The following is a 20,799-nucleotide window of genomic DNA, read 5'->3' as shown; positions in this document are numbered from 1 at the left end:
AGTTGTAATTTATTTTTTTTCTAATAAAGCCATATAAAATCCATCAAAACCTGATTGATGGGATAGTATTTTATTGTCTTTTACAAGTGTAAAATCTTTACCGCTTTCTGAGTTTAAAAATTTAGTAACCTGTTCTTGATTTTCTGATGGTAAGATAGAGCATGTGGCATACACTAATTTACCTCCAGATTTTACCATACGCGAGTAAGTACTTAATATTTCGGCTTGAGTTTGTTTTATTTTTTCAATAAACTCAGGTTGCATTTTCCATTTAGCATCAGGATTACGACGTAAAACACCTAATCCAGAGCAAGGAGCGTCTATTAAAACACGATCTGCTTTGTCATAAAGTTTTTTAATGACTTTAGTAGACTCAATATGACGTGGCTCAATGTTATGTGCACCATTACGTTTAGCACGACGCTTAAGTTCTTTTAGCTTATTATCGTATATATCTAAAGCAATAATTTGACCTTTGTTTTCCATTAAAGCAGCAAGGTGTAACGTTTTACCTCCAGCTCCAGCACAAGTATCTACAACACGCATACCTGGTTGTACGTCTAAATATTCTGCAACTAATTGAGAAGAGGCATCTTGTACTTCAAAATGACCATTTTGAAAAGCTTCAGTAGTAAATACATTACCACGTTCGGCTAGTTTTAAAGCAGTTGGATGTTTTGCTATTTCTTCAGTTTCAATATCTAAATCAAACAACTCAGCTTTTAGCTTTTCTTTAGTCGTCTTAAGTGTGTTGACTCTCAAAATTACGTCAGCTTGTTGGTTTAAAGCAGTTGCTTCTTTAGTCCAAACCGCTTCGCCTAACTCTTTAGCAGCTAACTCATCCATCCAATCTGGAAAAGATTCTTTGATTTTTCTTACTTTAGATAATTCGTCAAAACGACCTTTAATTTTTCTAGTAGGTGTATTTTCAAAATACTTCCAATCAGGTAAGGTTATTCCTTTTAAGGTTGCCCAAACAGCAAACATACGCCAGATGTCGTCTCTGCTAAAAGGTTCTTTTACTTCTGCGATTTCAGCATATAAGCGTTTCCAACGGACAATATCGTAAGTGGTTTCTGCAACAAAACCTCTGTCACGACTTCCCCAACGTTTATCACGTTTTAATAATTGTTGTACTACTTTATCTGCATATTTACCTTCGTTGAAAATTAATAATAATCCATCAACGGTAGCAAAGCATAAGTTTCTGTGTAAGCGCATTTTTTAAGTTTTAAAAGCGTGCAAAGTTACGTTAAATAACACAAATTAGTATTGCTTTTTTGTTATAAGATGACTAGTTTTATAAATAAAACTAAAAAAATATCTAATAGCGTAAGTTTTTGGATTAGATTGCATCTAATATTTATTAATAGCACAATTAAAAATTTTTGACCGAAAACCAATTTATAGAAGCCCTTAAAACTCAATCTAGAGCAGCTTTTACCAAGCTGTTGAACGATTATGAGCAAAAAGTATTTGGGACTTGCTTGTCATTTGTGCCAAATAAGGAAGATGCAGAAGATATTGCGCAAGAGGTATTTGTTGAGGTATTTAATTCTATTAATAAATTTAAAGGAGACTCTAAATTATCTACTTGGATTTACAGAATAACAACTAATAAGTGTCTTGAGTTGATCAGAAAACGAAAAACTAAAAAGCGTTTTGCCTTTTTACAATCGTTATCAGGTGATGATTATACATTAGATAAAGCTAGTTATTTTACAGAGATTAATCATCCTGGTTTGGTTTTAGAGCAAAAAGAAATTAGTGAAACTTTATTTTTAGCAATCAATAAATTACCTGAGACACAAAGGTTAGTATTCACTTTAAATAAGATTGATGATAAAAGCTATAAGGAAATTGCTGAGATTACTAATAAAAGTATTGGATCTATTGAGTCATTATTATTTAGAGCAAAAAAGAATTTACAAAACATTTTAGAAGAATTTTATAAAAGTCAAATGTAGACGCAAGTTTTTAAAAACTATAGCATCTAATACTATACAATTATGAAAACAGATAAAAACATACAAGATAAAGTGAATCAAACACTTGATGTGGTTGAAAGCTTACAGCAAGTTAAAGTTTCTCCTTTTTTTAAAGATCAAACGTTGCAACGTTTATTTGATAAAGAAGAAGAAAAACAGACTTTTTGGAGTTGGTTTACACCTCAATTACAACTAGCAGCTTTAGTTTGTATATTAGCAGTAAATGTTTATACTATAACGCAAATTAAAAATTCAGTATACGAATCTTCGGTGTCTACTTTTGCATCAGATTACGGATTAGACACTTCAACAGAAGACACATTATTTAATTTATAAAAATGAAAAAAAATACAATTTTATACCTGCTTCTTTTGGTATTAATAATAATGAATGTGTTTTTCTTAATAAATTATTTAGGAAGACCAAATCATAAAGGTCCAAGAGAATCTAGTGATTTTATAGTTTCTGAATTAAATTTTAACGACTCACAATTACAGCAATTTAAAACGTCCGAAGCCAAACATATGGAAGTTATGAGACGTTTTGGAGACCAACTTAAGTCAGATAAAGATCAATTGTTTAACGCCATGCAGCAGCCAAACATAGACACTAAAGTTATTGATGGTTTATTTGAATCTATTGCTAAAAAAGAAACAACTAAAGAAAAAGAGATGTTTTACAGATTGCGTCGCATTTACCAGATATGTAATGAAGAACAAAAAAATCGATTTACAGAAATAATAAAAAACGCAAGACAATTTGATGGTCAACGACCACCAGGACCAAGTCAAAGACAATAACATTAAAACAATAGAGACCTTCAGTAAAACGAAGGTCTTTTTTTGTGTTTTAATTAACATAAGCTAGCACAAGTAAATAGTTAATACTTCATCTAAAACTATATAACAAAACAATTTAATGATGAAACAACAAGCAATAAAAACAGGAATATTAATATTTGGATTAACAGTATTCAATTTAACTAATGCTAAAGCGCAATCACAAGATAGAGCAAAAAGAACTCCTCCAACATTTAGTGAATTATTAAAAGAGTTGGATACAGATGAAGATGGTAAATTATCTAAAACTGAAATTAAGGGACCATTAAAAGAAAGCTTTACAGAAATTGATACTGATGAAGATGGGTTTATTAGTGAAGAAGAATTTAAAAAAGCACCAAAACCAAAACGAAGAGAACGTAATTAAAATTTAATATTAAACGTTTATAAAAAAAAAGTAATCTTTATAAAAAAAACTAACCAAAATGAAACAAAATATTAAAACAGCAATCACAATTTTTTCAATGGTATTATGCTTTAACGTATTTGCTCAAGGACCTCCAGGTGGAGGGCAAGGAGGTGGACGTGGTCAAGGTGGTGGAAGAGGTCAAGGTAAACAAAAACCAGATGCTTCAAAAATAATGGAATTACTAGATAAAAATGGTGATGATGTTATAGATAAAGAAGAGGCATCCAATGATAAAAAGGGTAAAATATCAGAGCAATTTGATACTATAGATTTTAATGAAGATGGTGTTATTGACTTAGAAGAATTAGAAGCTGTAATTAATAGTGATAAATCCAGAAAAATTTCGGCTAAAAGAGTTTTAAAAGAAGTAGATGATAATGATGATGGTACTTTAAACAAGCTTGAAGTTGCAGCACAACAAAGACAAGAATTATCAGAACATTTTAGTGAAATAGATACAAATAGTGACGGAGAATTGGATTTAGAAGAGTTAAAAGTATTTTATGAAAATACCCAAGACAACTCTAAAAAAAGAAAAAGAAGAGATTAATTTAATTTTTACGCAAGTATTTTTTTAATGTAGCATCTAAATTATATAGTTATAAATTAAAACATTTTATTACATGAAATTATTTTTTAAACCCTTTGTAGTCGTATTAAGTATAGTATTAACTACCAATGCTTGTGATAGTAATGATGATTCATCAACAGATACATCAGACTCAGTAAGTACAGATGACACAGTAACAGAGCTTCATGCTGCTTTTGAAGCATTTAACACAGATGCTACAGACATTTATTTGTCAAATAATGGTGCAACTGTTACTATTGAAACTACAGGATTGCCAAATCATGAAACAGTATATTGGGGAGAAGGACATGATTTATACTTAGACGAACCTAGTGTAGAAACAACACCTTCAATAATGTCAAGTAATAATAACGCAACAACAATAACAGTAGATGCTATACCTGATTTAACAGGTAGTTCAGTAGCAACAAATTTTGATACTATTGGGATAGCTGTTAGTGGTGCTTCAATTTTTAACGATCAAGAAGGTGGTGGACCACTTGATGCAGCTGCAGCAAGTTTAGATTGGACAGGTGCACACATTGGTCCTGGTGTTTATCACTATCATTTAGAGCCAAAAGCATTCTCTAATGACGATGACGCTTTAGTGGGTGTTTTACTAGATGGTGTGTTTTTATATGGTCGTAAGTGTAATAATTTAGGGACTTACCCTTCAGATTTAGATGCCTCAGGTGGTCACACATCAGTTACTCAATATACAGATGGAGAAGAAGAATATCACTATCATATTATTAATGAGTTATACTCAACAACTGGTTCATATCTTGCTTTTGCAGGACCATATCAAGGTTATTAAAAAAAAATGAAAGTTTATAAACTTTTTTTTATTATATTAGTTTTTTTAATTGTTAGTTGTAATACTAATACAACTTCAAACAGCAATTATAAAGTAAGTGTAGTAAATGTAGCATCAATTGATGCAGACAAAAATGTAATTAAAGATAGTTTATCGTTAGACGGAAACACAGGAGTGTGGTTCTATAAAGGTCAACCGTATACTGGCTATGCCATAAGATTACATAAAAATAATAAGTTAAAAGAAAAAACAGGCTTCTTAAACGGAAAAAAAGAAGGCGTGTATTGTGTTTGGTTTGAAAATAGTGTACTAAAATTACAGTCACATTACAAACAAAACGTGTTAGAAGGTAGTTATAAAACCTGGTGGCAAAACGGAACTTTAGCTTTAGATTGTAAGTATGTTAATGGAGCAGTAAATGGTGAAGCTTTATCATGGTACAATACTGGTCAATTATCAAAACAAAGGCAATTAGCTAATGGTAAAGAAGATGGTTTACAAAAAGCTTGGTTAAAAAACGGAAAGCTTTATGTAAATTATGAGGCTAAAAACGGAAGAATTTTTGGTATGAGACGAGCTAACTCTTGTTTTAAACTAGAAGACGAAGTTGTAGTACTAGATAAAAAAGAATAATGAAACAGTTTTTAATACTCTTATTAATCATTTTTACTAGTTGCGATAGTAAAGTAAAAAAAGAAACTATTGTTATAGAAGAAAATAGTAGGACAGACTATTTACCGTATTATAATGATGAGTCTTTTACACCAAATTGGTTAACACCAAATAGTGATGCAGAGAGGGATTTTCATAAAATACCAGAGTTTTCATTAATAAACCAACTAGGAGATACAATTACGCAAAGTACATTTAAGGGCAAAATTTATGTTACGGATTTCTTTTTTGCCACTTGTCCAGGAATCTGTCCCAAAATGACTGGTAACATGGCAAAAATACAAGAGGCATTTAAAGATGATGATGAGGTGTTATTACTGTCACATTCTGTGACACCAACTATAGATACTGTAGCTGTTTTAAAAAAATATGCAACAGATTATAACGTAAAAGATAATAAATGGCACCTTGTTACAGGTGATAAAAATGAAATATATAATTTAGGAAGAGAACAATATTTTGTCGAAAATGATTTAGGTGAAAGTAAAGATATTAATGATTTTTTACACACCGAAAATTTTTTACTAATAGACAAACAAAAACATATTAGAGGAATTTATAATGGATTAAACAGAGCTTCAATAGCCCAATTAATCACAGATATAAAAACCTTAAAGCATGAAGGTAAATAATTTTGGTTGATTATTTTTTTTGAAAAGCTTCGCTGTAATGGTGGAGCTTTTCTATTTTTATGAAAATTTAAAACATGAAACATACACTATATATTGTACTGAGCTTAACATTAACAATAAGTTTACTAAGTTGTGGAGCTGGCCAAAACAAATCAGAATTTAATACAGAACAAAAAAGCTTCTCTTCTGTTAATATTGAAGTTTTAATTGAAGAACAGACTCTTAATGTAAGAGCTATTGAAATAATGGATACTATTGGTTTAGCTTATTTAACCTCTGATGGTAAATTTGGAATGTATTTTCATAATGATGCACCAGAGTTTAATGCAGTTAAAGATCTTTTTCCTATTCAAATAACACACGATACTATTACACCTAATTTTAGAGCTCTTGCTCTTGCTAATAATAAAGGTTACGGTTTAAGTATTGGGTCACCTGCTTTGGTTTTTAACCTTGATGTAGATTTGCATAAAAATAAAGTGGTTTATCAAGAAAATCATAGCAAAGCGTTTTATGATTCGATGGAATTTTGGAATGACGAAGAAGGGATTGCAATTGGAGATCCTATAGATAATTGTCTAAGCATAATTATAACTAGAGACAAAGGTAAATCTTGGACTAAAATACCTTGTAGTAAGCTGCCTGAGGCAAAACCTGGTGAAGCTGCTTTTGCTGCAAGTGACACCAATATTGCTATAGTTGGAGATAACACTTGGGTTGCTACAGGAGGTAAAGCAAGTCGTGTTATGTTTTCACCAGATAAAGGAATGACTTGGGAAGTGTTTAATACTCCAATTATTCAAGGCTTAGAAACTACGGGAATGTATAGTATAGATTTTTATGACCAAAACAATGGTTTTGCTATTGGTGGAGATTACACAAAAGCAGAGGATAACGTAGCTAATAAAATTATAACTAAAGATGGAGGGAAAACTTGGAAAACAGTTTCTGATGGAGTAGGACCAGGTTACAGAAGTTGTGTTAAGTATGTGCCAAATAGTAATGCCAAACAACTAGTTGCTATTGGTTTTAAAGGTATAGATTATAGTGGTGATGCAGGACATACTTGGACGCACTTAAGTGACGATGGTTATTATACATTACGATTTGTAAATGATAGTACAGCTTATACTGCTGGAAATAAAAGGATTAGTAAACTTAGTTTTAAGTAGACTAATTATAAAAAGTAACACTCCATATTAGACAATAAAAAAGAAGCTATTTGGCTTCTTTTTTATTCTTAATTTTTTCGGTGTCTACCTCGATATTCTTCAATCATTTTTTTCTTAAATGTACGTTCTGAATTAAATAATAGTACAATTTTCTTGTAGCTTATAATTTTAGAAAGTTTAGCGACGTAATCTTTATCCATTTTAAATTTAGTAGCTTCTAATTCTTGCATTTCTTTTACAAGTTGTTCTGCTTGACTTTCTGTTAGTTTTTGTGCATCAACACGTTTTCTTTTTTCAGAATAGGATTCACGTATTTTGTGTCGCTCCTCTTCAAACTTGTTATAAATAGGCCAAAAAGCTTCAGCTTCTTTAGTTGTTAAATCTAATTGCTCTGTAATATGAGCAACTTTAAGAGCTTTAATTTTTTCGTGTTGTTTTTCTTTGTCTCTCTGTGCAAAAGCACTAAAAGAAAACAATAAAACTAGTGCTATTAATATGTTTTTTTTCATTTTCAATTTTTTTTATTCTTGATAAAAGTCGTTTAAATCTATATCATCTAAATAATCGTCAACCTCTATAGTATTATAATCAATAAAATCTGTTTGGGATAATTCTGTGTCATTAATTAAAAGGCTTAAATCATTTAATTCAATTTCGTCTAAAATATAATTTTCAACAGTATCAGTATCTAAGGCATTTAATGTTGTTGGAGATGATTTAAATAAATTCAGGTTATAAAATAACATCAATGCAGCTGCAATACTAGATACAGATAGTAATGTTTTTTTTGTAAATAATTTATAAACTTTTGGTTCTGGTTTATTTATTTTAGATAATACTGAAGCTTCAATAGTATCAAAATAGTCTTCAGGAACCTTAAATCCAGAGTATTTAGATTGGGTTTCTAAATGTATTTGTGTAAGCATTTTGTCTTCTAATCCTTCAAAATAATTTTCAGGAATTTTAAAGCCAGAAGCTTGTGTTGTATTTAATTGTTTCTTTTTCATTGTATTAATAGGACTTTAAAAAAGTAAAATAGTTTAATTGTCTTTTAAATAGGTTTCAATTTTTTTTGCTGCAATGTGGTAAGAGGCTTTTAAAGCGCCTTCGCTAGTCTCTAAAATTTCTGACAATTCGTTGTATTTTAATTCTTGAAAATATTTCATATTAAAAACTAATTGTTGTTTTTCTGGAAGTGTTGCAATAGCTTTTTGAAGTTTTAATTGAATATCATCGCCTTCAAAATACACATCAGATTGTAAACTATCTATAGCTAATTGATTAACTTCTTCATTACTGCTGTTTTTTATTCTAGAATTTCGTTTTATATGAGTTAATGCTTCGTTAGTTGCAATTCTATACATCCACGAATATAATTTACTATCACCTTTAAAAGAATTTATGTTTTTAAAAATTTTTATAAAGGTATTTTGTAAAACATCATCTGTATCATCATGAGATTTTACAATATGACGAATGTGCCAATACAAACGCTCTTTATAAAGCGATATTAGTTTTTTAAATGCTGCATTTTTGTCTTTTTCAGACTGTAATTCTTGCAGTAAAAGTGTTTCTTCTTGTAACATACATTAAGTTAGACTGTAATTTAGCACAAAAGTTTAATTTAAAAAAGTAAGAATAATCTTGTTGTTTAAAGTGTTGTTTTTTAGTTGATTGAATCGGTTGATACGATTAAGAGTTGTGTTTTAACGATTAAGCGTTTTTTTTTCTTGTTTAGTGTTAAAAAAGGTTTACTTTTGTCTTGTAAGCGTATTTATGTTGTTAGCCCCAAATCTAACAACTGATAAAAAAAAGGATAAACAATTGTTTATCCTTTTTTTGATTTATATATATTGTAATTATTCAAAGCTTTGCATTTCTACCAGCTTTTTATACATTCCGTTTTTATCTAATAGTTGAGTGTGTGTACCTTGTTCTACAATTTCTCCTTTTTGCATCACAATAATTTGATCTGCATTTTGTATGGTTGATAGCCTGTGTGCAATAACAATAGATGTTCTGTTTTTCATCATATTTTCTAAAGCAACTTGGACTAAACGCTCACTTTCAGTGTCTAAAGCAGAGGTAGCTTCATCTAATATCATAATTGGAGGGTTTTTAAGTACAGCTCTTGCAATACTTAAACGTTGTTTTTGTCCACCAGAAAAATTATTTCCAGCATCTCCAACATTTGTTTCTATACCGTTTGGTAATTCGCTAACAAACTCCCAAGCATTTGCAATTTTCAAAGCGTCAATAATTTGGTCTTCGGTTGCATCAGGTTTACCAATTAATATATTATTTTTTATGGTGTCATTAAATAAAATTGAGTCTTGTGTTACTAAGCCCATTAGATTACGTAATGATTTTTTTGTCACCTTTTTTATGTCATTACCATCTACAGAAATTGTTCCTTTATTAATATCGTAAAATCTTGTTACAAGATTAGCAATTGTACTTTTACCACTTCCAGATTGTCCAACTAGTGCTATAGTTTTTCCTTTAGGAACTTTGATGCTAAAGTTTTTTAATACATAGTCGTCATCATATTTAAAAGAAATGTTATCAACTTTTAACTCATTTTCAAAAGTATTTAACACAGTAGCGTTAAGTAGGTCTGGTAATGTGTCTTCTTCATGTAAAATTTCAAATACACGATCGGCTGCTGCAATTCCATTTTTAACCTTATAAGAAGCTTTACTTATAGCTTTTGCAGGTGTTAATATAGCATATGCTAATCCCATAAAAGCTAAAAAATCGGTTCCTTTTATTACATTTTCAACTAAAACTAGTTGTCCTCCATACCATAATAATACAGCTATAGTAGCTATACCTAAGACTTCACTTACAGGTCCAGCAAGATTGTTTTTAACGCCTATTTTATTGGCTAATTTTAAAATTCTGTCTGCAGAATTAGTGAATTTTTGATTAAAAATAGTTTCAGAATTATAACTTTTTACAATTTTTAACCCAGTTAAAGATTCTTCAACTATAGAAATCAATCGACCTCCTTCTTGCTGAGCTTTAAGAGAATTACTTTTTAAACTTTTTCCTAATCTAGAAATTAAAAATCCTGCTACAGGAATAAATAATAGTACAAATAAAGTTAGTTTCCAGCTGAAGGAAAACATGAAAATTAAAGAAAATATTATAGTTGCTGGTTCTCTTACTATTAATTCTAATGCGATGAAAAAGGAATTTTGCATTTCATTTATATCACCTAAAATTCTAGCCATTACATCTCCTTTTTGTCTTTTAGAATAAAAAGCTAATGGTAAACTGATTATTTTTTGATACATCTGTTTTCTTAAATCTGTCAGAATTCCATTTTTTAGATACATCATATGTTGCATAGAGAAGTATCCAAACAGATTTTTAAGTAAAAAAGTAGAGATCACCAAAGCTATAACTATAACTAATGCCATTTGTGCGTTTCCAGCTTCTAAATAACGACTTACATTATAATTTAATAATTGTTCTCCGTAATCTTTAATACCAGATAGGCCTGTCCAAACAGGAGCTTTATTAACTATTGTAGTTTTATCAAATAAGACGTTTAGCATTGGTATTAATGATACAAATGCTAAGGCACTGAATAAAGCATATAATAAATTAAAAAGCACATTAAAAAAAACGTGCTTTTTAAACTTTTTTATAAAAGGGTAAAGTTGATCTATTATTTTTTTCATGAAATTATAATTGCATATCTTTTAATATAGCATCAATCTTTGATTCCAATTTCTGTTCCGTAGCTTCAAAATCTGACACATTGTCTAAAGTAGTATTGACGCTAATGTAAAATTTTATTTTAGGCTCTGTACCACTTGGTCTTAAGGCTATTTTGCTTCCGTCTTCAGTATAATAAATTAATACATTTGATTTAGGGATATCAATAGTGCTTGTAGTATTGTTTATAGTATTTTTTGATTCAGATAATTGATAATCTTCAATTTTAACAACTTTAGATCCATTAACGGTCGTTAATGGGTTTTCTCTTGCATCAATCATCATTTGCTTGATTTCTTGTGCGCCTTCAATACCTTTTTTAGTCATTGATATTAGTCTTTCTTTATAAAAGCCATGTTTTGTATATAAGGTTATTAGTTCTTTATAAAAGCTACTACCTTTTGCTTTGGCTTGTGCAGCAATTTCGCAAGCTAATAGTGCAGATGTTACTGCATCTTTATCACGCACAAAATCACCAACCATAAATCCAAAACTTTCTTCTCCACCACCAATAAATTCTTGGTCCGGAAAATCTTTAATCATTTTAGCAATCCATTTAAATCCTGTTAAACCTACTTTACATTCTACATTATATGCTTTAGCTAAAGCAGACATCATTGGAGTAGATACAATTGTACTTCCTATAAATTGATTGTTATTAATTTTATTATTGTTTTTCCATTGGTCTAATAAAAACTGAGTCATCATGACCATGGTTTGGTTTCCATTTAATAAAATCATTTTATTATCCAACCCTCTAACAGCAATACCAACTCTGTCGCTATCAGGATCTGTACCAATAACGATGTCTCCATCTACTTTTTTAGCTAATTCTAAAGCCATTTTTAATGCTTCAGGTTCTTCTGGATTTGGAGATTTTACAGTTGGGAAATCTCCATTAGGTTCGCGTTGTTCTTCAACAATATGTACGTTGTTATAACCAGCACGTTTAAAGGTTTCTGGTATGGTTGTAATTGATGTACCATGTAATGATGTAAAAACAACATTTAAATTGTCTTTGTCTTTTTGTTGTGTGTCAAAACTTCCGTTTTTTACTGAAGCATCAATAAACACATCATCAACTTCTTGTCCAATATACTCTATTAATTCAGGCTTAGCTTCAAATTTAATTTCAGCATAATCTAAAGCGTTAATAATATTAATTATTTGTGCATCTTGAGGTGGTACTAATTGTCCACCATCTTGCCAATATACTTTGTAACCATTGTATTCTGGAGGATTGTGTGATGCTGTAAGTACAATACCACAATGACAATCTAAGTGTTTTAAGGCAAAAGATAACTCTGGAGTAGGACGTAGGTCTTCAAATAAATAGACTTTTATATTATTTGCAGAAAAAACATCTGCAACGACTTTAGCTAAACTTTTACTATTGTGTCTGCAATCAAAAGCTATAGCTACTTTATGGTCTTCTCCAGGAAAAACGGTTTGCATATAATTGCTAATGCCTTGTGTGTTTTTACCTAGTGTGTATTTGTTAATACGGTTTGTACCAATACCCATTACACCACGCATACCTCCTGTACCAAACTCTAAGTCTTTATAAAAACTTTCATTTAGCTCATTAGGTTGTGTCGCTATTAGGTTTTTTATATGGTCTTGTGTGTCTTTGTCAAAAGTTGGTGTAAGCCAAGTGTTTACTCGGTTTAAAAGTTCTGGTTCAATATGTCTCATAGGTTTACTTTTTTAATACTTGGTGATTGTATAAACTATTGATTAAGTGCTAGTAATAATGTGTTTTACTCACCTAAATTTAAGGATTCTTTAATTAAATAGCGTTTTTTTTCTGATTTTTGACGTAAAATTATTTCACCTAAAAAACCAGCCACAAAAAACTGAGATCCTAATATCATGGTAACTAATGCTAGATAAAATTGTGGTCTTTGGGTAATTAGTCTGCCAGAGGTGTTAAAAAACAGTTTGTCTATTCCTAAATACAAAGCAAAAACAAGTCCTAAACCAAACATAATAACGCCTAAAGCACCAAATAGATGCATTGGTCTTTTTCCAAATCTAGATAAAAACCAAATAGTTATTAAGTCTAAAAAACCATTAACAAAACGGTCCATTCCAAATTTAGTTTCACCATATTTTCTGGCTTGATGTTGGACTATTTTTTCGCCAATATTAGAAAAACCAGCATTTTTAGCTAAAACAGGAATGTATCTGTGCATTTCTCCGTTTACATCAATGTTTTTAACAACATCTTTATGGTAAGCTTTAAGTCCGCAATTAAAGTCATTAAGTTGGACACCTGAAGTTTTTCTTGCTGCCCAATTAAATAATTTAGAAGGTAAGTTTTTAGTTAACTTATTATCGTAACGCTTTTTTTTCCATCCAGAAACTAACTCAAATCCTTGGTTAGTAATCATGTTGTAAAGTTTTGGTATTTCGTCTGGATTATCTTGTAAGTCGGCATCCATAGTAATAATAACGTCACCTTCAGCTTTAGCAAATCCAGCGTGTAATGCTTGAGATTTTCCAAAGTTTTTTAAAAATCTAATACCTTTTACATTGCTATCTTTAGCTTGTAGAGCAGTAATAGTTTTCCAGGATTGGTCTGTACTACCATCGTCGATAAAAAGTATTTCATATGAAAAACCATTGGATTGCATTACATTTGCTATCCAATGGTGTAACTCTGTTAAAGATTCTTCTTCGTTAAGTAGTGGTATGACTACTGATATGTTCATAATTTAATTTGAAAAATATTTTCAAATATAAAGTTATTATTCGCTTTTAAGAACTAAACCAGTTATTAAAGATACTATCAATCCAAATATAAGTGACCCAATGACACTCATTGTTGCAATGAAACCTGCTGAACTTAAAATGTCAAGCATACCCATAGCTGCATCAGCGTCCTCAGAACTCATATTTGCAGATTGTTTTTGTAATTCAATTATTTGAATTTGTTTCATAGCATCAATAAATTCAGGTTGAATATATGTGTAGTGCAAATAAGTATAAATAGCAACTAATAGGCCTCCAATAGCAGCTGTTCCTAATCCTGTTTTTAAAGCTTGTCCAAGGGTTAAATAATTATTATTAGTCTTTTTGTAAGCAATAATTGCTAAAACAAAGACAGCTATTGTTCCTAGCACATTAATTGTAGCTATTGCAAAGTTTTTTTCCATATTTGTAGCATACAGTATTATAATTATTGCTACTGAAAATAAGGCGTAGTACAATCCATAATTGATTGCTATAGGTTTAATTGACATGTTTTGGTTGTCCATATTTAAAATTTTAAGTTTGTATTATATTACATAAGTATAAATGTACAATAAAACGTTACAAATTTTAACAATAAAATTTTTTAAAAAATTAGTTGTAGGTTTGTAAAAATTACTTAAATTTGCACCTCGAATTTAGTTAAGATAAAAAGCATTTAGCGATGAAAAAAGGTATACATCCAGAAAATTATAGAATGGTAGCATTTAAAGACATGTCAAATGACGACGTATTTTTAACTAAGTCTACTGCAAACACTAACGAAACTATTGAAGTTGATGGTGTTGAGTATCCAGTAATAAAAATGGAAATTTCTAGAACGTCTCACCCGTTTTACACAGGTAAGTCTAAATTAATTGATACTGCTGGACGTATTGATAAGTTTAAAAACAAATACGCAAAATTCAAAAAATAATTTTAGCGTTAACTATATTTTAAAAGCCTTTCATTTTAATGAAAGGCTTTTTTGTTACCCTAAATTGAATTATTTTTGAATCAAAACTCACTTTTAGTATGAATTATATTCTTTTTGACGGACCAGTTCGTAATCAGCTTTTACCATTTACATATACAAGACCAGTAGCAGATGTTAGAGTTGGTATTTTGACTATTAGAGAAAAATGGGAATTGTACTTAGGTAACACAACGACTACAATTACTGAAGACTATCTATCAGAAAAATTCCCTATGGTTGAGTTGGAGGCTAATGTAATGCTAAATGCTGCATATTTACCAAATTTAGATTTAGTAGAAATTATTAAAGGTTTAACCGAAAATCAGGCTATTTTTAAAGATGAAGATGTTATTGCTTTTTATACAACAGATACACAAGAAGCAGTAGATTTTGATACTTATGAAGCTATAGAATTTGATAAAGATATTTTAAAAATAGAGCATACTTGGGATATTTTTTCAAAAAATGGTGAAGCTATACAGCAAGATTTTGAGTTGTTAACAAAAGACAATACTTCACAGCCTATTCCAAAAAGTAATAATGTGATTTCTCCAGAACATATTTTTATTGAAGAAGGTGCTAAAGTTGAATTTGCTACGCTTAACGCTAGTACAGGTCCAATATATATTGGTAAAAATGCCGAAATAATGGAAGGAACTTTAATTAGAGGTCCTCTTGCATTGTGTGATCATGCAACATTAAAGCTAGGAGCTAAAATTTATGGACCAACAACTGTTGGACCGCACAGTAAAGTAGGAGGTGAGGTCAATAATTCTGTATTGTTTGGGTATTCAAATAAAGGGCATGATGGCTTTTTAGGAAACTCAGTATTAGGTGAATGGTGCAATTTAGGTGCAGATACAAATAATTCTAATCTAAAAAATAACTACGTACAAGTTAAACTTTGGGATTATGAAACTGAACGTTTTGCAAAAACAGGTTTACAGTTTTGTGGTTTAATGATGGGAGACCATAGTAAATCTGGTATAAATACAATGTTTAATACAGGAACTGTGGTTGGAGTTAATTCTAATGTTTTTGGAAGTGGTTTTCCTAGAAACTTTATACCAAGTTATAGTTGGGGAGGAGCTTCAGGTTTTACAACGTATTTGACTTCTAAAGCTTTTGAGGTAGCAAAGGTAGTTATGGAAAGAAGAGGTATAGATTTTACAGCTCAAGACGAGGCTATTTTAACACATGTTTTTGAAGAGACTAAAAAGTTTAGAAAAGACTAACCGTTAATTTAACTGATTCTCTTGCTATTCAACGGTTAATGATCGAAATTGTAAGGTTTTATGGGTTAATTTTGATTTAAATTTTTATATTGTTTTGTTTTAAAATCAATATGAATTTTATTTTTAAAAATACTTTAAGATTTTCAATCTTATATCTAAGCTTGTACTTATCGGACTCATTTTTTAAAAATAGTTACGATTTATATTCGTATAGATATTTTTCTAAAATTGCTTTAGGTGTTAGTTTGTTATTATTTTATGTTTTAAATAATAAACAAAAGGACAACACTAAAAAACGATTAGTTATTTATGCATTGTCATTATTTTTAATAGGAGATTTTTTCTTTATTACAGGTAATTCTGGTAAAATGACTCATTTTGTAATTGCAGCATTCTTGTTTATTGCAGGAAAAATATGCTACTCTGTAAGGTTTTTAAATAATGAAGATTTTAAAATTTCTAAGTTAATTCCTTTTTTAGTCTTTTGTTTTGCTTACATGACTTTAATTACGTCAATAGTCTATAATAATCTGAATCATTATTTTTTTCCTTTTTTAATCTACTTATTTGTGGTAATGTTATTAATGCAGTTTGCTTTTTTAAGGAAAAACGAAGTTAATACAAGTAGCTTTTGGTTAGTAATGTTAGGTGTGTTTTTATCAATGATTGCAGATAGCATTAATATCTTGAAAACCTTTTATAACCCATTGATAGCCTATAATAAAATAACTGTAATGTTATTTTATTGTTTGTCACAGTATTTAATTATTGTTGGGATTTTAAAAGAAAAAACAACTATTGATTATACAGAAAACGTATTAAAAACTAATCTGTAATTATGGAAAAGTTAATACGATACTATACACCTCTATTTATTTGCTTACTTGTAATAGATATTTATACTAAAATCTATTTACCTTCAATGCCTTACAGGTATTATAGTAAGGTTTTAGTAATGGGTAGCTTATTGGTTTTTACAGCTTACGCTATTTATAAAAAAAAGGTTTATGTAGAAAAATATATTTTTTATGGTTTAATTTTATTTTTTATAGGAGATATATTAATAATTGACCATTTAAATAAAATTAAATTTATAATAAGTATAGGTTTATTTGTAATAGGTAAAATATTATACATTCTTAAGTTTTCTCATAAAGAGGATTTTAGTAATAAACGATTAGTGCCATTTTTTGTAATTTGTTTTTTACTAGTAGCTATATTATACAGTCTTATTTTTCCTAATTTAAAAGATTATTTTTTACCAATAACATTGTATTTTTTTATATCATTGGTCATGACTCTATTTGCTTACATTAGAAAAGGTGTTGTTAATAATAAAAGCTATTATACTGTTTTGTTAGGTGTAGGTTTGTTTGTGCTATCTGAAGCTACAATGGTTATTAAAATGTTTTATGGAGATGTAATGTTTCAGGACTTTTTGGTCATGTTTGGATATGCAATGGGGCAATACCTTATTATTTTAGGATTAATTCTAAATAGAAAGGCACATGATAATAAAAGTGTATTAGTCTAAAATAATATTATTGTTTTTCTTTTTTAACGTGTTTAATTTCTAATAAATTAATAGGATTGCTACTTAATCCAGATACATTTTTTTGAGTAAATCTAATCACTTCATCATAATACAAAGGAACAATTGGCGAGTTGCTTAATACCAAGCTATCCATAGTTGTGTAAGATTGTATTCTCTTTTTTATATCGTTTTCTAAAAACGAAGCTTTGTAAAGGCTATCAAATTTTGTATTGTAAAAATGTGTGTAATTAGGTCCATTAGGAGCAAAGTTTTCAGAGTAAAATAATGACAAGTAATTTTGTGCATCAGGATAATCCGCAACCCAACTAGCTCTAAATAAATCTAATTTTCCATTAGCTTTACCTTCTTTAAGTGTGGAAGCAGGTATAACATCTACATTAACTGTTAGTCCAATTTTAGTTAATTCACGTTGTATGTATTCACAAAAATTAAGATAATTACTAGTTGTGGTTATTGTTATTTCAGGATTATTATTTCCAGTTTGGGTCTTGTAAGCTTCTATTAATTGTTTAGCCTTTTCTGGTTGATAAGTATAACCAATAGTACTGCTGTAACCAGGTAAACCTTTAGGAATAAAACCACCAGTAGCAGGTATACCTATCCCGTTTCTTAAATAGGTCATCATTTTTTGTTTATCAAAACCGTAATTAACCGCTTCTCTAATACGTTTAGACTGTATTTCATTTAGTTCAGATTCCATGAAAAATGCTAAATATTCAGTGTTTAAATAAGGACCTCTAATTAAGTCAATAGTGTTGGCGTATTTATCACGTAAGGCTCCTTTTGTAGTTAAAATGTCATCTTGATATGAAGCATCTAAACTATTTAAAAAGTCCAAGTTACCTTGTATAAACTGCATATATTCACTTTGTTTATCAGGTAAAAACGTAATAGCTACTGCTTCAAGATAAGGTAATGTTTCGCCTTTAGCGTCAGTTTCAAAATATTGATTGTTTTTTCTGAATACTAATTTGACGTTTTCTTCCCAACGTTTAAATTTAAAAGGACCAGTTCCAATTGGATTGGCTCTAAAATCTGTACCATAATGTTCTGTGATTTCTTTAGGGACAACACTACAATATTTCATGGTCAATAATCCTAAAAAAGCAGGAAAGGGTTGTTTTAATGTAATATTAAAAACGCTATCATTAACAGCTTCAAAATGTTTTATTTTATTAAAAATCCAACGTCCTGAAGACGCTATTTTAGGATCCAATATTCGATTAAAACTGTATTCAAAATCATAAGCAGTTACAGTTCTGGTGGAATCTTTTTTAAATAATTTGTGTTTATGAAAATACACATCATCACGTAAAACAAAACGGTAATGTAATGCATCCTCAGACACAGACCAATGCTTAGCTATACTAGGTTTCACCAATAAGCTATCATCCATTTGGACTAAACCATTAAACAATTGGTTAACAGCCCAAATATCTGCATTGTCTTTAGCAAAAGCAGGATCTAAAGAGCCAATGTTTTTGTGTTCATTATATCTAAACACTAAATGGTCTTTGTTGTTTTTATCTTGATTTGTACAAGATAATATACTGCTAATAAAGGCAAGTAAAATTAGATAATTAGTAGTGTTGCGTTTTAAAACAGTCATTAATAGTAATCAATATATAAGCGTCTAAACACCTTTTAAGGCTTAAAAAAAAATACGTAATTTTGCAATCACAAATTTGTAATTACACTAGGTAAATATAAACAATCTTACTTAGCATTAAAGACTATTTTAAATTGAATACTAAAAAGAAAGTTGGCTTCTATACTTTAGGCTGTAAACTTAATTTTTCTGAAACATCAACCATTGCCAGATCTTTTAAAGACGAAGGTTTTGATCGTGTGGATTTTAATGATCCAGCAGATATCTACGTTATAAACACTTGTTCTGTTACAGAAAATGCAGACAAACGTTTTAAGACTATCGTTAAGCAAGCTCAAAAATCTAATCCAGAAGCTTTTGTGGTTGCTGTTGGATGTTATGCACAGTTAAAACCTCAAGAGTTAGCAGATGTAAATGGTGTAGACTTAGTCCTTGGTGCTACAGAAAAATTTAAAATAACAGACTACCTTAACGACTTGTCCAAAAACGATTTAGGTGAAGTCCACTCATGTGAAATAGAAGATGCAGATTTTTACGTCGGAAGTTACTCCATTGGTGATCGTACCAGAGCTTTTTTAAAAGTCCAAGATGGTTGTGATTATAAATGTACTTACTGTACAATCCCTTTAGCTAGAGGGATTTCAAGAAGTGATACATTAGATAATGTATTAAAAAATGCCAGAGAAATATCTAAGCAAAACATAAAAGAAATAGTATTAACAGGAGTTAATATTGGTGATTATGGTAAAGGTGAATTTGGTAATAAAAAGCATGAACACACCTTTTATGAGTTAGTACAAGCCTTAGATGAAGTAGAAGGTATAGAGCGTTTAAGGATTTCTTCAATCGAACCTAATTTGCTTAAAAATGAAACCATAGATTTTGTGTCTAAAAGCGAAACATTTGTACCTCATTTTCATATTCCGTTACAAAGCGGAAGTAACGACATTTTAAAGGCAATGCGTCGTCGTTACATGCGTGAATTATATGTAGATAGAGTTAAAAAAATAAAGCAAGTTATGCCTCACGCATGTATTGGTGTGGATGTTATAGTTGGTTTTCCTGGTGAAACCGAAGATCATTTCTTAGAAACCTACAATTTTTTAAGCCAACTTGATATTAGTTATTTACATGTTTTTACTTATTCAGAAAGAGCCAATACTGTTGCAGCAAGTTTAGACCAAGTTGTACCTAAAAACATACGTACTAAACGCAGTAAAATGTTACGTGGTTTAAGTGCAAAAAAACGTCGTGCTTTTTATGAAAGTCAAATAGGAGCCACAAGAAAAGTATTATTTGAATCCGAAAATAAAGCAGGTTATATCCATGGGTTTACAGACAATTATGTAAAAGTTAAAACACCATGGAATCCAGAGTTTGTTAATACCTTACATAATATAGAATTAACTAAAATTGATGACGACGGTTTAGTAAGATTTGATTTTATTAATCAACAATCAGCATAAAAAAACCGAAGTAATTTTACTTCGGTTTTTTTATTTCAATGTTTAGATTCTTAGACCAACAGGTAATAATTTTTTGTATCGTCTGTTTCGTCTAATAAATTTTGCGATTTCTGGACTTGTTGGCACAACACTTAAGTTGCGGTCTTCCATTGTGTCCAAAACAGTTTTTAAAAATTCTGAAATAAACTCTTCATTATTAAGTGGTTCAGGAAGTATTAATTTAGTTAAAAAAATCTTTCGTTCCTGTAAAGAGTATTCAATTTTAGCAAAATGATCGTCTATTTTCAGTTCAAATTGACGTAAAAACTCGTTGTCAACTAACTCTGCTGCATCAATCATGTTTATAAAGTTTTATTAATTATTGGGAGAGTTTCAAAAATAGTACCAAACTATTTTATA

24 protein-coding genes are annotated in these 20,799 nt (G+C 29.8%); 14 read left to right on the top strand and 10 right to left on the bottom strand.

Annotated elements, in window-relative coordinates; genetic code table 11:
- Nucleotides 1–9: 9 nt before the first annotated feature.
- Entirely contained in the window at nucleotides 10–1,221 is a 1,212-nt protein-coding gene (locus ITB9_RS05570) for an RsmB/NOP family class I SAM-dependent RNA methyltransferase (RefSeq protein WP_054851472.1), read from the bottom strand.
- A 167-nt stretch (nucleotides 1,222–1,388) separates the two neighbouring features.
- Between ITB9_RS05570 and ITB9_RS05565 the strand changes: the two genes are divergently transcribed.
- From ITB9_RS05565 to ITB9_RS05525, 9 genes are all read left to right on the top strand, one after another.
- Entirely contained in the window at nucleotides 1,389–1,967 is a 579-nt protein-coding gene (locus ITB9_RS05565; protein WP_054851471.1) for an RNA polymerase sigma factor, read from the top strand.
- Between the two features lie 42 nt (nucleotides 1,968–2,009).
- Nucleotides 2,010–2,324, top strand: coding sequence for a hypothetical protein (locus ITB9_RS05560; protein ID WP_054851470.1), 315 nt, complete (start codon nucleotides 2,010–2,012; stop codon nucleotides 2,322–2,324).
- Nucleotides 2,325–2,326: 2 nt separating this feature from the next.
- On the top strand, nucleotides 2,327–2,788 hold the full coding sequence (locus ITB9_RS05555) for a Spy/CpxP family protein refolding chaperone (RefSeq protein WP_082396076.1): 462 nt from the start codon (nucleotides 2,327–2,329) through the stop codon (nucleotides 2,786–2,788).
- A gap of 121 nt (nucleotides 2,789–2,909) precedes the next feature.
- Nucleotides 2,910–3,194: an EF-hand domain-containing protein gene (locus tag ITB9_RS05550; protein WP_028291266.1), complete on the top strand. Its 285-nt coding sequence runs from the start codon at nucleotides 2,910–2,912 to the stop codon at nucleotides 3,192–3,194.
- Nucleotides 3,195–3,252: 58 nt separating this feature from the next.
- On the top strand, nucleotides 3,253–3,786 hold the full coding sequence (locus tag ITB9_RS05545; protein WP_054851468.1) for a hypothetical protein: 534 nt from the start codon (nucleotides 3,253–3,255) through the stop codon (nucleotides 3,784–3,786).
- Nucleotides 3,787–3,859: 73 nt separating this feature from the next.
- Entirely contained in the window at nucleotides 3,860–4,624 is a 765-nt protein-coding gene (locus ITB9_RS05540; protein WP_028291264.1) for a YHYH protein, read from the top strand.
- Between the two features lie 6 nt (nucleotides 4,625–4,630).
- Nucleotides 4,631–5,257, top strand: coding sequence for a toxin-antitoxin system YwqK family antitoxin (locus tag ITB9_RS05535; RefSeq protein WP_054851467.1), 627 nt, complete (start codon nucleotides 4,631–4,633; stop codon nucleotides 5,255–5,257).
- A complete protein-coding gene (locus tag ITB9_RS05530; RefSeq protein ID WP_054851466.1) occupies nucleotides 5,257–5,928 on the top strand; it encodes an SCO family protein in 672 nt (223 codons plus the stop codon). The genes ITB9_RS05535 and ITB9_RS05530 overlap by 1 nt, the downstream gene beginning before the upstream one ends.
- A gap of 74 nt (nucleotides 5,929–6,002) precedes the next feature.
- Nucleotides 6,003–7,100 carry a hypothetical protein gene (locus ITB9_RS05525; RefSeq protein ID WP_054851465.1) on the top strand — a complete coding sequence of 366 codons (1,098 nt, stop codon included), beginning with the start codon at nucleotides 6,003–6,005 and terminating at the stop codon, nucleotides 7,098–7,100.
- A 68-nt stretch (nucleotides 7,101–7,168) separates the two neighbouring features.
- On the opposite strand, the gene ITB9_RS05520 is transcribed toward ITB9_RS05525, so the two are convergent.
- From ITB9_RS05520 to ITB9_RS05490, 7 genes are all read right to left on the bottom strand, one after another.
- Complete coding sequence (locus tag ITB9_RS05520) at nucleotides 7,169–7,609, bottom strand: hypothetical protein (RefSeq protein ID WP_054851464.1); 441 nt, start codon at nucleotides 7,607–7,609, stop codon at nucleotides 7,169–7,171.
- Between the two features lie 12 nt (nucleotides 7,610–7,621).
- On the bottom strand, nucleotides 7,622–8,107 hold the full coding sequence (locus ITB9_RS05515; protein WP_054851463.1) for a hypothetical protein: 486 nt from the start codon (nucleotides 8,105–8,107) through the stop codon (nucleotides 7,622–7,624).
- A gap of 33 nt (nucleotides 8,108–8,140) precedes the next feature.
- On the bottom strand, nucleotides 8,141–8,686 hold the full coding sequence (locus ITB9_RS05510) for an RNA polymerase sigma factor (protein WP_028606478.1): 546 nt from the start codon (nucleotides 8,684–8,686) through the stop codon (nucleotides 8,141–8,143).
- Between the two features lie 273 nt (nucleotides 8,687–8,959).
- Nucleotides 8,960–10,789: an ABC transporter ATP-binding protein gene (locus ITB9_RS05505; protein WP_054851462.1), complete on the bottom strand. Its 1,830-nt coding sequence runs from the start codon at nucleotides 10,787–10,789 to the stop codon at nucleotides 8,960–8,962.
- 4 nt (nucleotides 10,790–10,793) lie between these two features.
- The gene (locus ITB9_RS05500) at nucleotides 10,794–12,521 is read right to left on the bottom strand and encodes a phospho-sugar mutase (RefSeq protein WP_054851461.1); all 1,728 of its coding nucleotides are present in this window, start codon (nucleotides 12,519–12,521) and stop codon (nucleotides 10,794–10,796) included.
- Nucleotides 12,522–12,586: 65 nt separating this feature from the next.
- Nucleotides 12,587–13,540, bottom strand: a complete 954-nt coding sequence (locus ITB9_RS05495) for a glycosyltransferase family 2 protein (RefSeq protein ID WP_054851460.1) — start codon at nucleotides 13,538–13,540, stop codon at nucleotides 12,587–12,589.
- A 36-nt stretch (nucleotides 13,541–13,576) separates the two neighbouring features.
- Nucleotides 13,577–14,086 carry a DUF4199 domain-containing protein gene (locus tag ITB9_RS05490; RefSeq protein ID WP_054851459.1) on the bottom strand — a complete coding sequence of 170 codons (510 nt, stop codon included), beginning with the start codon at nucleotides 14,084–14,086 and terminating at the stop codon, nucleotides 13,577–13,579.
- 158 nt (nucleotides 14,087–14,244) lie between these two features.
- Between ITB9_RS05490 and ITB9_RS05485 the strand changes: the two genes are divergently transcribed.
- The 4 genes from ITB9_RS05485 to ITB9_RS05470 all read left to right on the top strand — a co-directional run bounded on the left by ITB9_RS05485 (nucleotide 14,245) and on the right by ITB9_RS05470 (nucleotide 17,304).
- Nucleotides 14,245–14,496, top strand: coding sequence for a type B 50S ribosomal protein L31 (locus ITB9_RS05485; RefSeq protein ID WP_028281743.1), 252 nt, complete (start codon nucleotides 14,245–14,247; stop codon nucleotides 14,494–14,496).
- 98 nt (nucleotides 14,497–14,594) lie between these two features.
- The gene (locus ITB9_RS05480; protein ID WP_054851458.1) at nucleotides 14,595–15,770 is read left to right on the top strand and encodes a GlmU family protein; all 1,176 of its coding nucleotides are present in this window, start codon (nucleotides 14,595–14,597) and stop codon (nucleotides 15,768–15,770) included.
- 110 nt (nucleotides 15,771–15,880) lie between these two features.
- Entirely contained in the window at nucleotides 15,881–16,606 is a 726-nt protein-coding gene (locus tag ITB9_RS05475) for a lysoplasmalogenase family protein (RefSeq protein ID WP_054851457.1), read from the top strand.
- Nucleotides 16,607–16,608: 2 nt separating this feature from the next.
- Nucleotides 16,609–17,304 carry a lysoplasmalogenase gene (locus ITB9_RS05470; protein ID WP_082396073.1) on the top strand — a complete coding sequence of 232 codons (696 nt, stop codon included), beginning with the start codon at nucleotides 16,609–16,611 and terminating at the stop codon, nucleotides 17,302–17,304.
- Between the two features lie 7 nt (nucleotides 17,305–17,311).
- Here the strand turns inward: ITB9_RS05470 and ITB9_RS05465 are convergent, their stop codons facing one another.
- Nucleotides 17,312–18,934 carry an ABC transporter substrate-binding protein gene (locus tag ITB9_RS05465; protein WP_054851455.1) on the bottom strand — a complete coding sequence of 541 codons (1,623 nt, stop codon included), beginning with the start codon at nucleotides 18,932–18,934 and terminating at the stop codon, nucleotides 17,312–17,314.
- Nucleotides 18,935–19,068: 134 nt separating this feature from the next.
- On the opposite strand from ITB9_RS05465, the gene mtaB reads away from it, so the two are divergent.
- Nucleotides 19,069–20,400 (top strand): tRNA (N(6)-L-threonylcarbamoyladenosine(37)-C(2))-methylthiotransferase MtaB, encoded by a 1,332-nt coding sequence (gene mtaB, locus ITB9_RS05460; protein WP_054851454.1) that lies wholly within the window; start codon nucleotides 19,069–19,071, stop codon nucleotides 20,398–20,400.
- Nucleotides 20,401–20,442: 42 nt separating this feature from the next.
- Here mtaB and ITB9_RS05455 read toward each other — a convergent pair whose 3' ends face one another.
- Nucleotides 20,443–20,739 (bottom strand): N-acetyltransferase, encoded by a 297-nt coding sequence (locus ITB9_RS05455; protein WP_028291248.1) that lies wholly within the window; start codon nucleotides 20,737–20,739, stop codon nucleotides 20,443–20,445.
- Nucleotides 20,740–20,799 lie beyond the last annotated feature (60 nt).

This window comes from Olleya sp. ITB9, assembly GCF_001315805.1.
Lineage (GTDB): Bacteria > Bacteroidota > Bacteroidia > Flavobacteriales > Flavobacteriaceae > Olleya > Olleya sediminilitoris.
Note: the sequence above shows the minus strand (reverse complement) of the source record. Positions and strands in the feature narration are given on the sequence as shown.

Bases quoted from the DNA above. Each gene is read 5' to 3' on its own strand.
- ITB9_RS05570 (WP_054851472.1), bottom strand. From the start codon at position 1,221: ATGCGCTTACACAGAAACTTATGCTTTGCTACCGTTGATGGATTATTA.
- ITB9_RS05560 (WP_054851470.1), top strand. From the start codon at position 2,010: ATGAAAACAGATAAAAACATACAAGATAAAGTGAATCAAACACTTGAT.
- ITB9_RS05555 (WP_082396076.1), top strand. From the start codon at position 2,327: ATGAAAAAAAATACAATTTTATACCTGCTTCTTTTGGTATTAATAATA.
- ITB9_RS05550 (WP_028291266.1), top strand. From the start codon at position 2,910: ATGAAACAACAAGCAATAAAAACAGGAATATTAATATTTGGATTAACA.
- ITB9_RS05545 (WP_054851468.1), top strand. From the start codon at position 3,253: ATGAAACAAAATATTAAAACAGCAATCACAATTTTTTCAATGGTATTA.
- ITB9_RS05540 (WP_028291264.1), top strand. From the start codon at position 3,860: ATGAAATTATTTTTTAAACCCTTTGTAGTCGTATTAAGTATAGTATTA.
- ITB9_RS05535 (WP_054851467.1), top strand. From the start codon at position 4,631: ATGAAAGTTTATAAACTTTTTTTTATTATATTAGTTTTTTTAATTGTT.
- ITB9_RS05530 (WP_054851466.1), top strand. From the start codon at position 5,257: ATGAAACAGTTTTTAATACTCTTATTAATCATTTTTACTAGTTGCGAT.
- ITB9_RS05525 (WP_054851465.1), top strand. From the start codon at position 6,003: ATGAAACATACACTATATATTGTACTGAGCTTAACATTAACAATAAGT.
- ITB9_RS05520 (WP_054851464.1), bottom strand. From the start codon at position 7,609: ATGAAAAAAAACATATTAATAGCACTAGTTTTATTGTTTTCTTTTAGT.
- ITB9_RS05515 (WP_054851463.1), bottom strand. From the start codon at position 8,107: ATGAAAAAGAAACAATTAAATACAACACAAGCTTCTGGCTTTAAAATT.
- ITB9_RS05510 (WP_028606478.1), bottom strand. From the start codon at position 8,686: ATGTTACAAGAAGAAACACTTTTACTGCAAGAATTACAGTCTGAAAAA.
- ITB9_RS05505 (WP_054851462.1), bottom strand. From the start codon at position 10,789: ATGAAAAAAATAATAGATCAACTTTACCCTTTTATAAAAAAGTTTAAA.
- ITB9_RS05500 (WP_054851461.1), bottom strand. From the start codon at position 12,521: ATGAGACATATTGAACCAGAACTTTTAAACCGAGTAAACACTTGGCTT.
- ITB9_RS05495 (WP_054851460.1), bottom strand. From the start codon at position 13,540: ATGAACATATCAGTAGTCATACCACTACTTAACGAAGAAGAATCTTTA.
- ITB9_RS05490 (WP_054851459.1), bottom strand. From the start codon at position 14,086: ATGGACAACCAAAACATGTCAATTAAACCTATAGCAATCAATTATGGA.
- ITB9_RS05485 (WP_028281743.1), top strand. From the start codon at position 14,245: ATGAAAAAAGGTATACATCCAGAAAATTATAGAATGGTAGCATTTAAA.
- ITB9_RS05480 (WP_054851458.1), top strand. From the start codon at position 14,595: ATGAATTATATTCTTTTTGACGGACCAGTTCGTAATCAGCTTTTACCA.
- ITB9_RS05475 (WP_054851457.1), top strand. From the start codon at position 15,881: ATGAATTTTATTTTTAAAAATACTTTAAGATTTTCAATCTTATATCTA.
- ITB9_RS05470 (WP_082396073.1), top strand. From the start codon at position 16,609: ATGGAAAAGTTAATACGATACTATACACCTCTATTTATTTGCTTACTT.
- ITB9_RS05465 (WP_054851455.1), bottom strand. From the start codon at position 18,934: ATGACTGTTTTAAAACGCAACACTACTAATTATCTAATTTTACTTGCC.
- ITB9_RS05455 (WP_028291248.1), bottom strand. From the start codon at position 20,739: ATGATTGATGCAGCAGAGTTAGTTGACAACGAGTTTTTACGTCAATTT.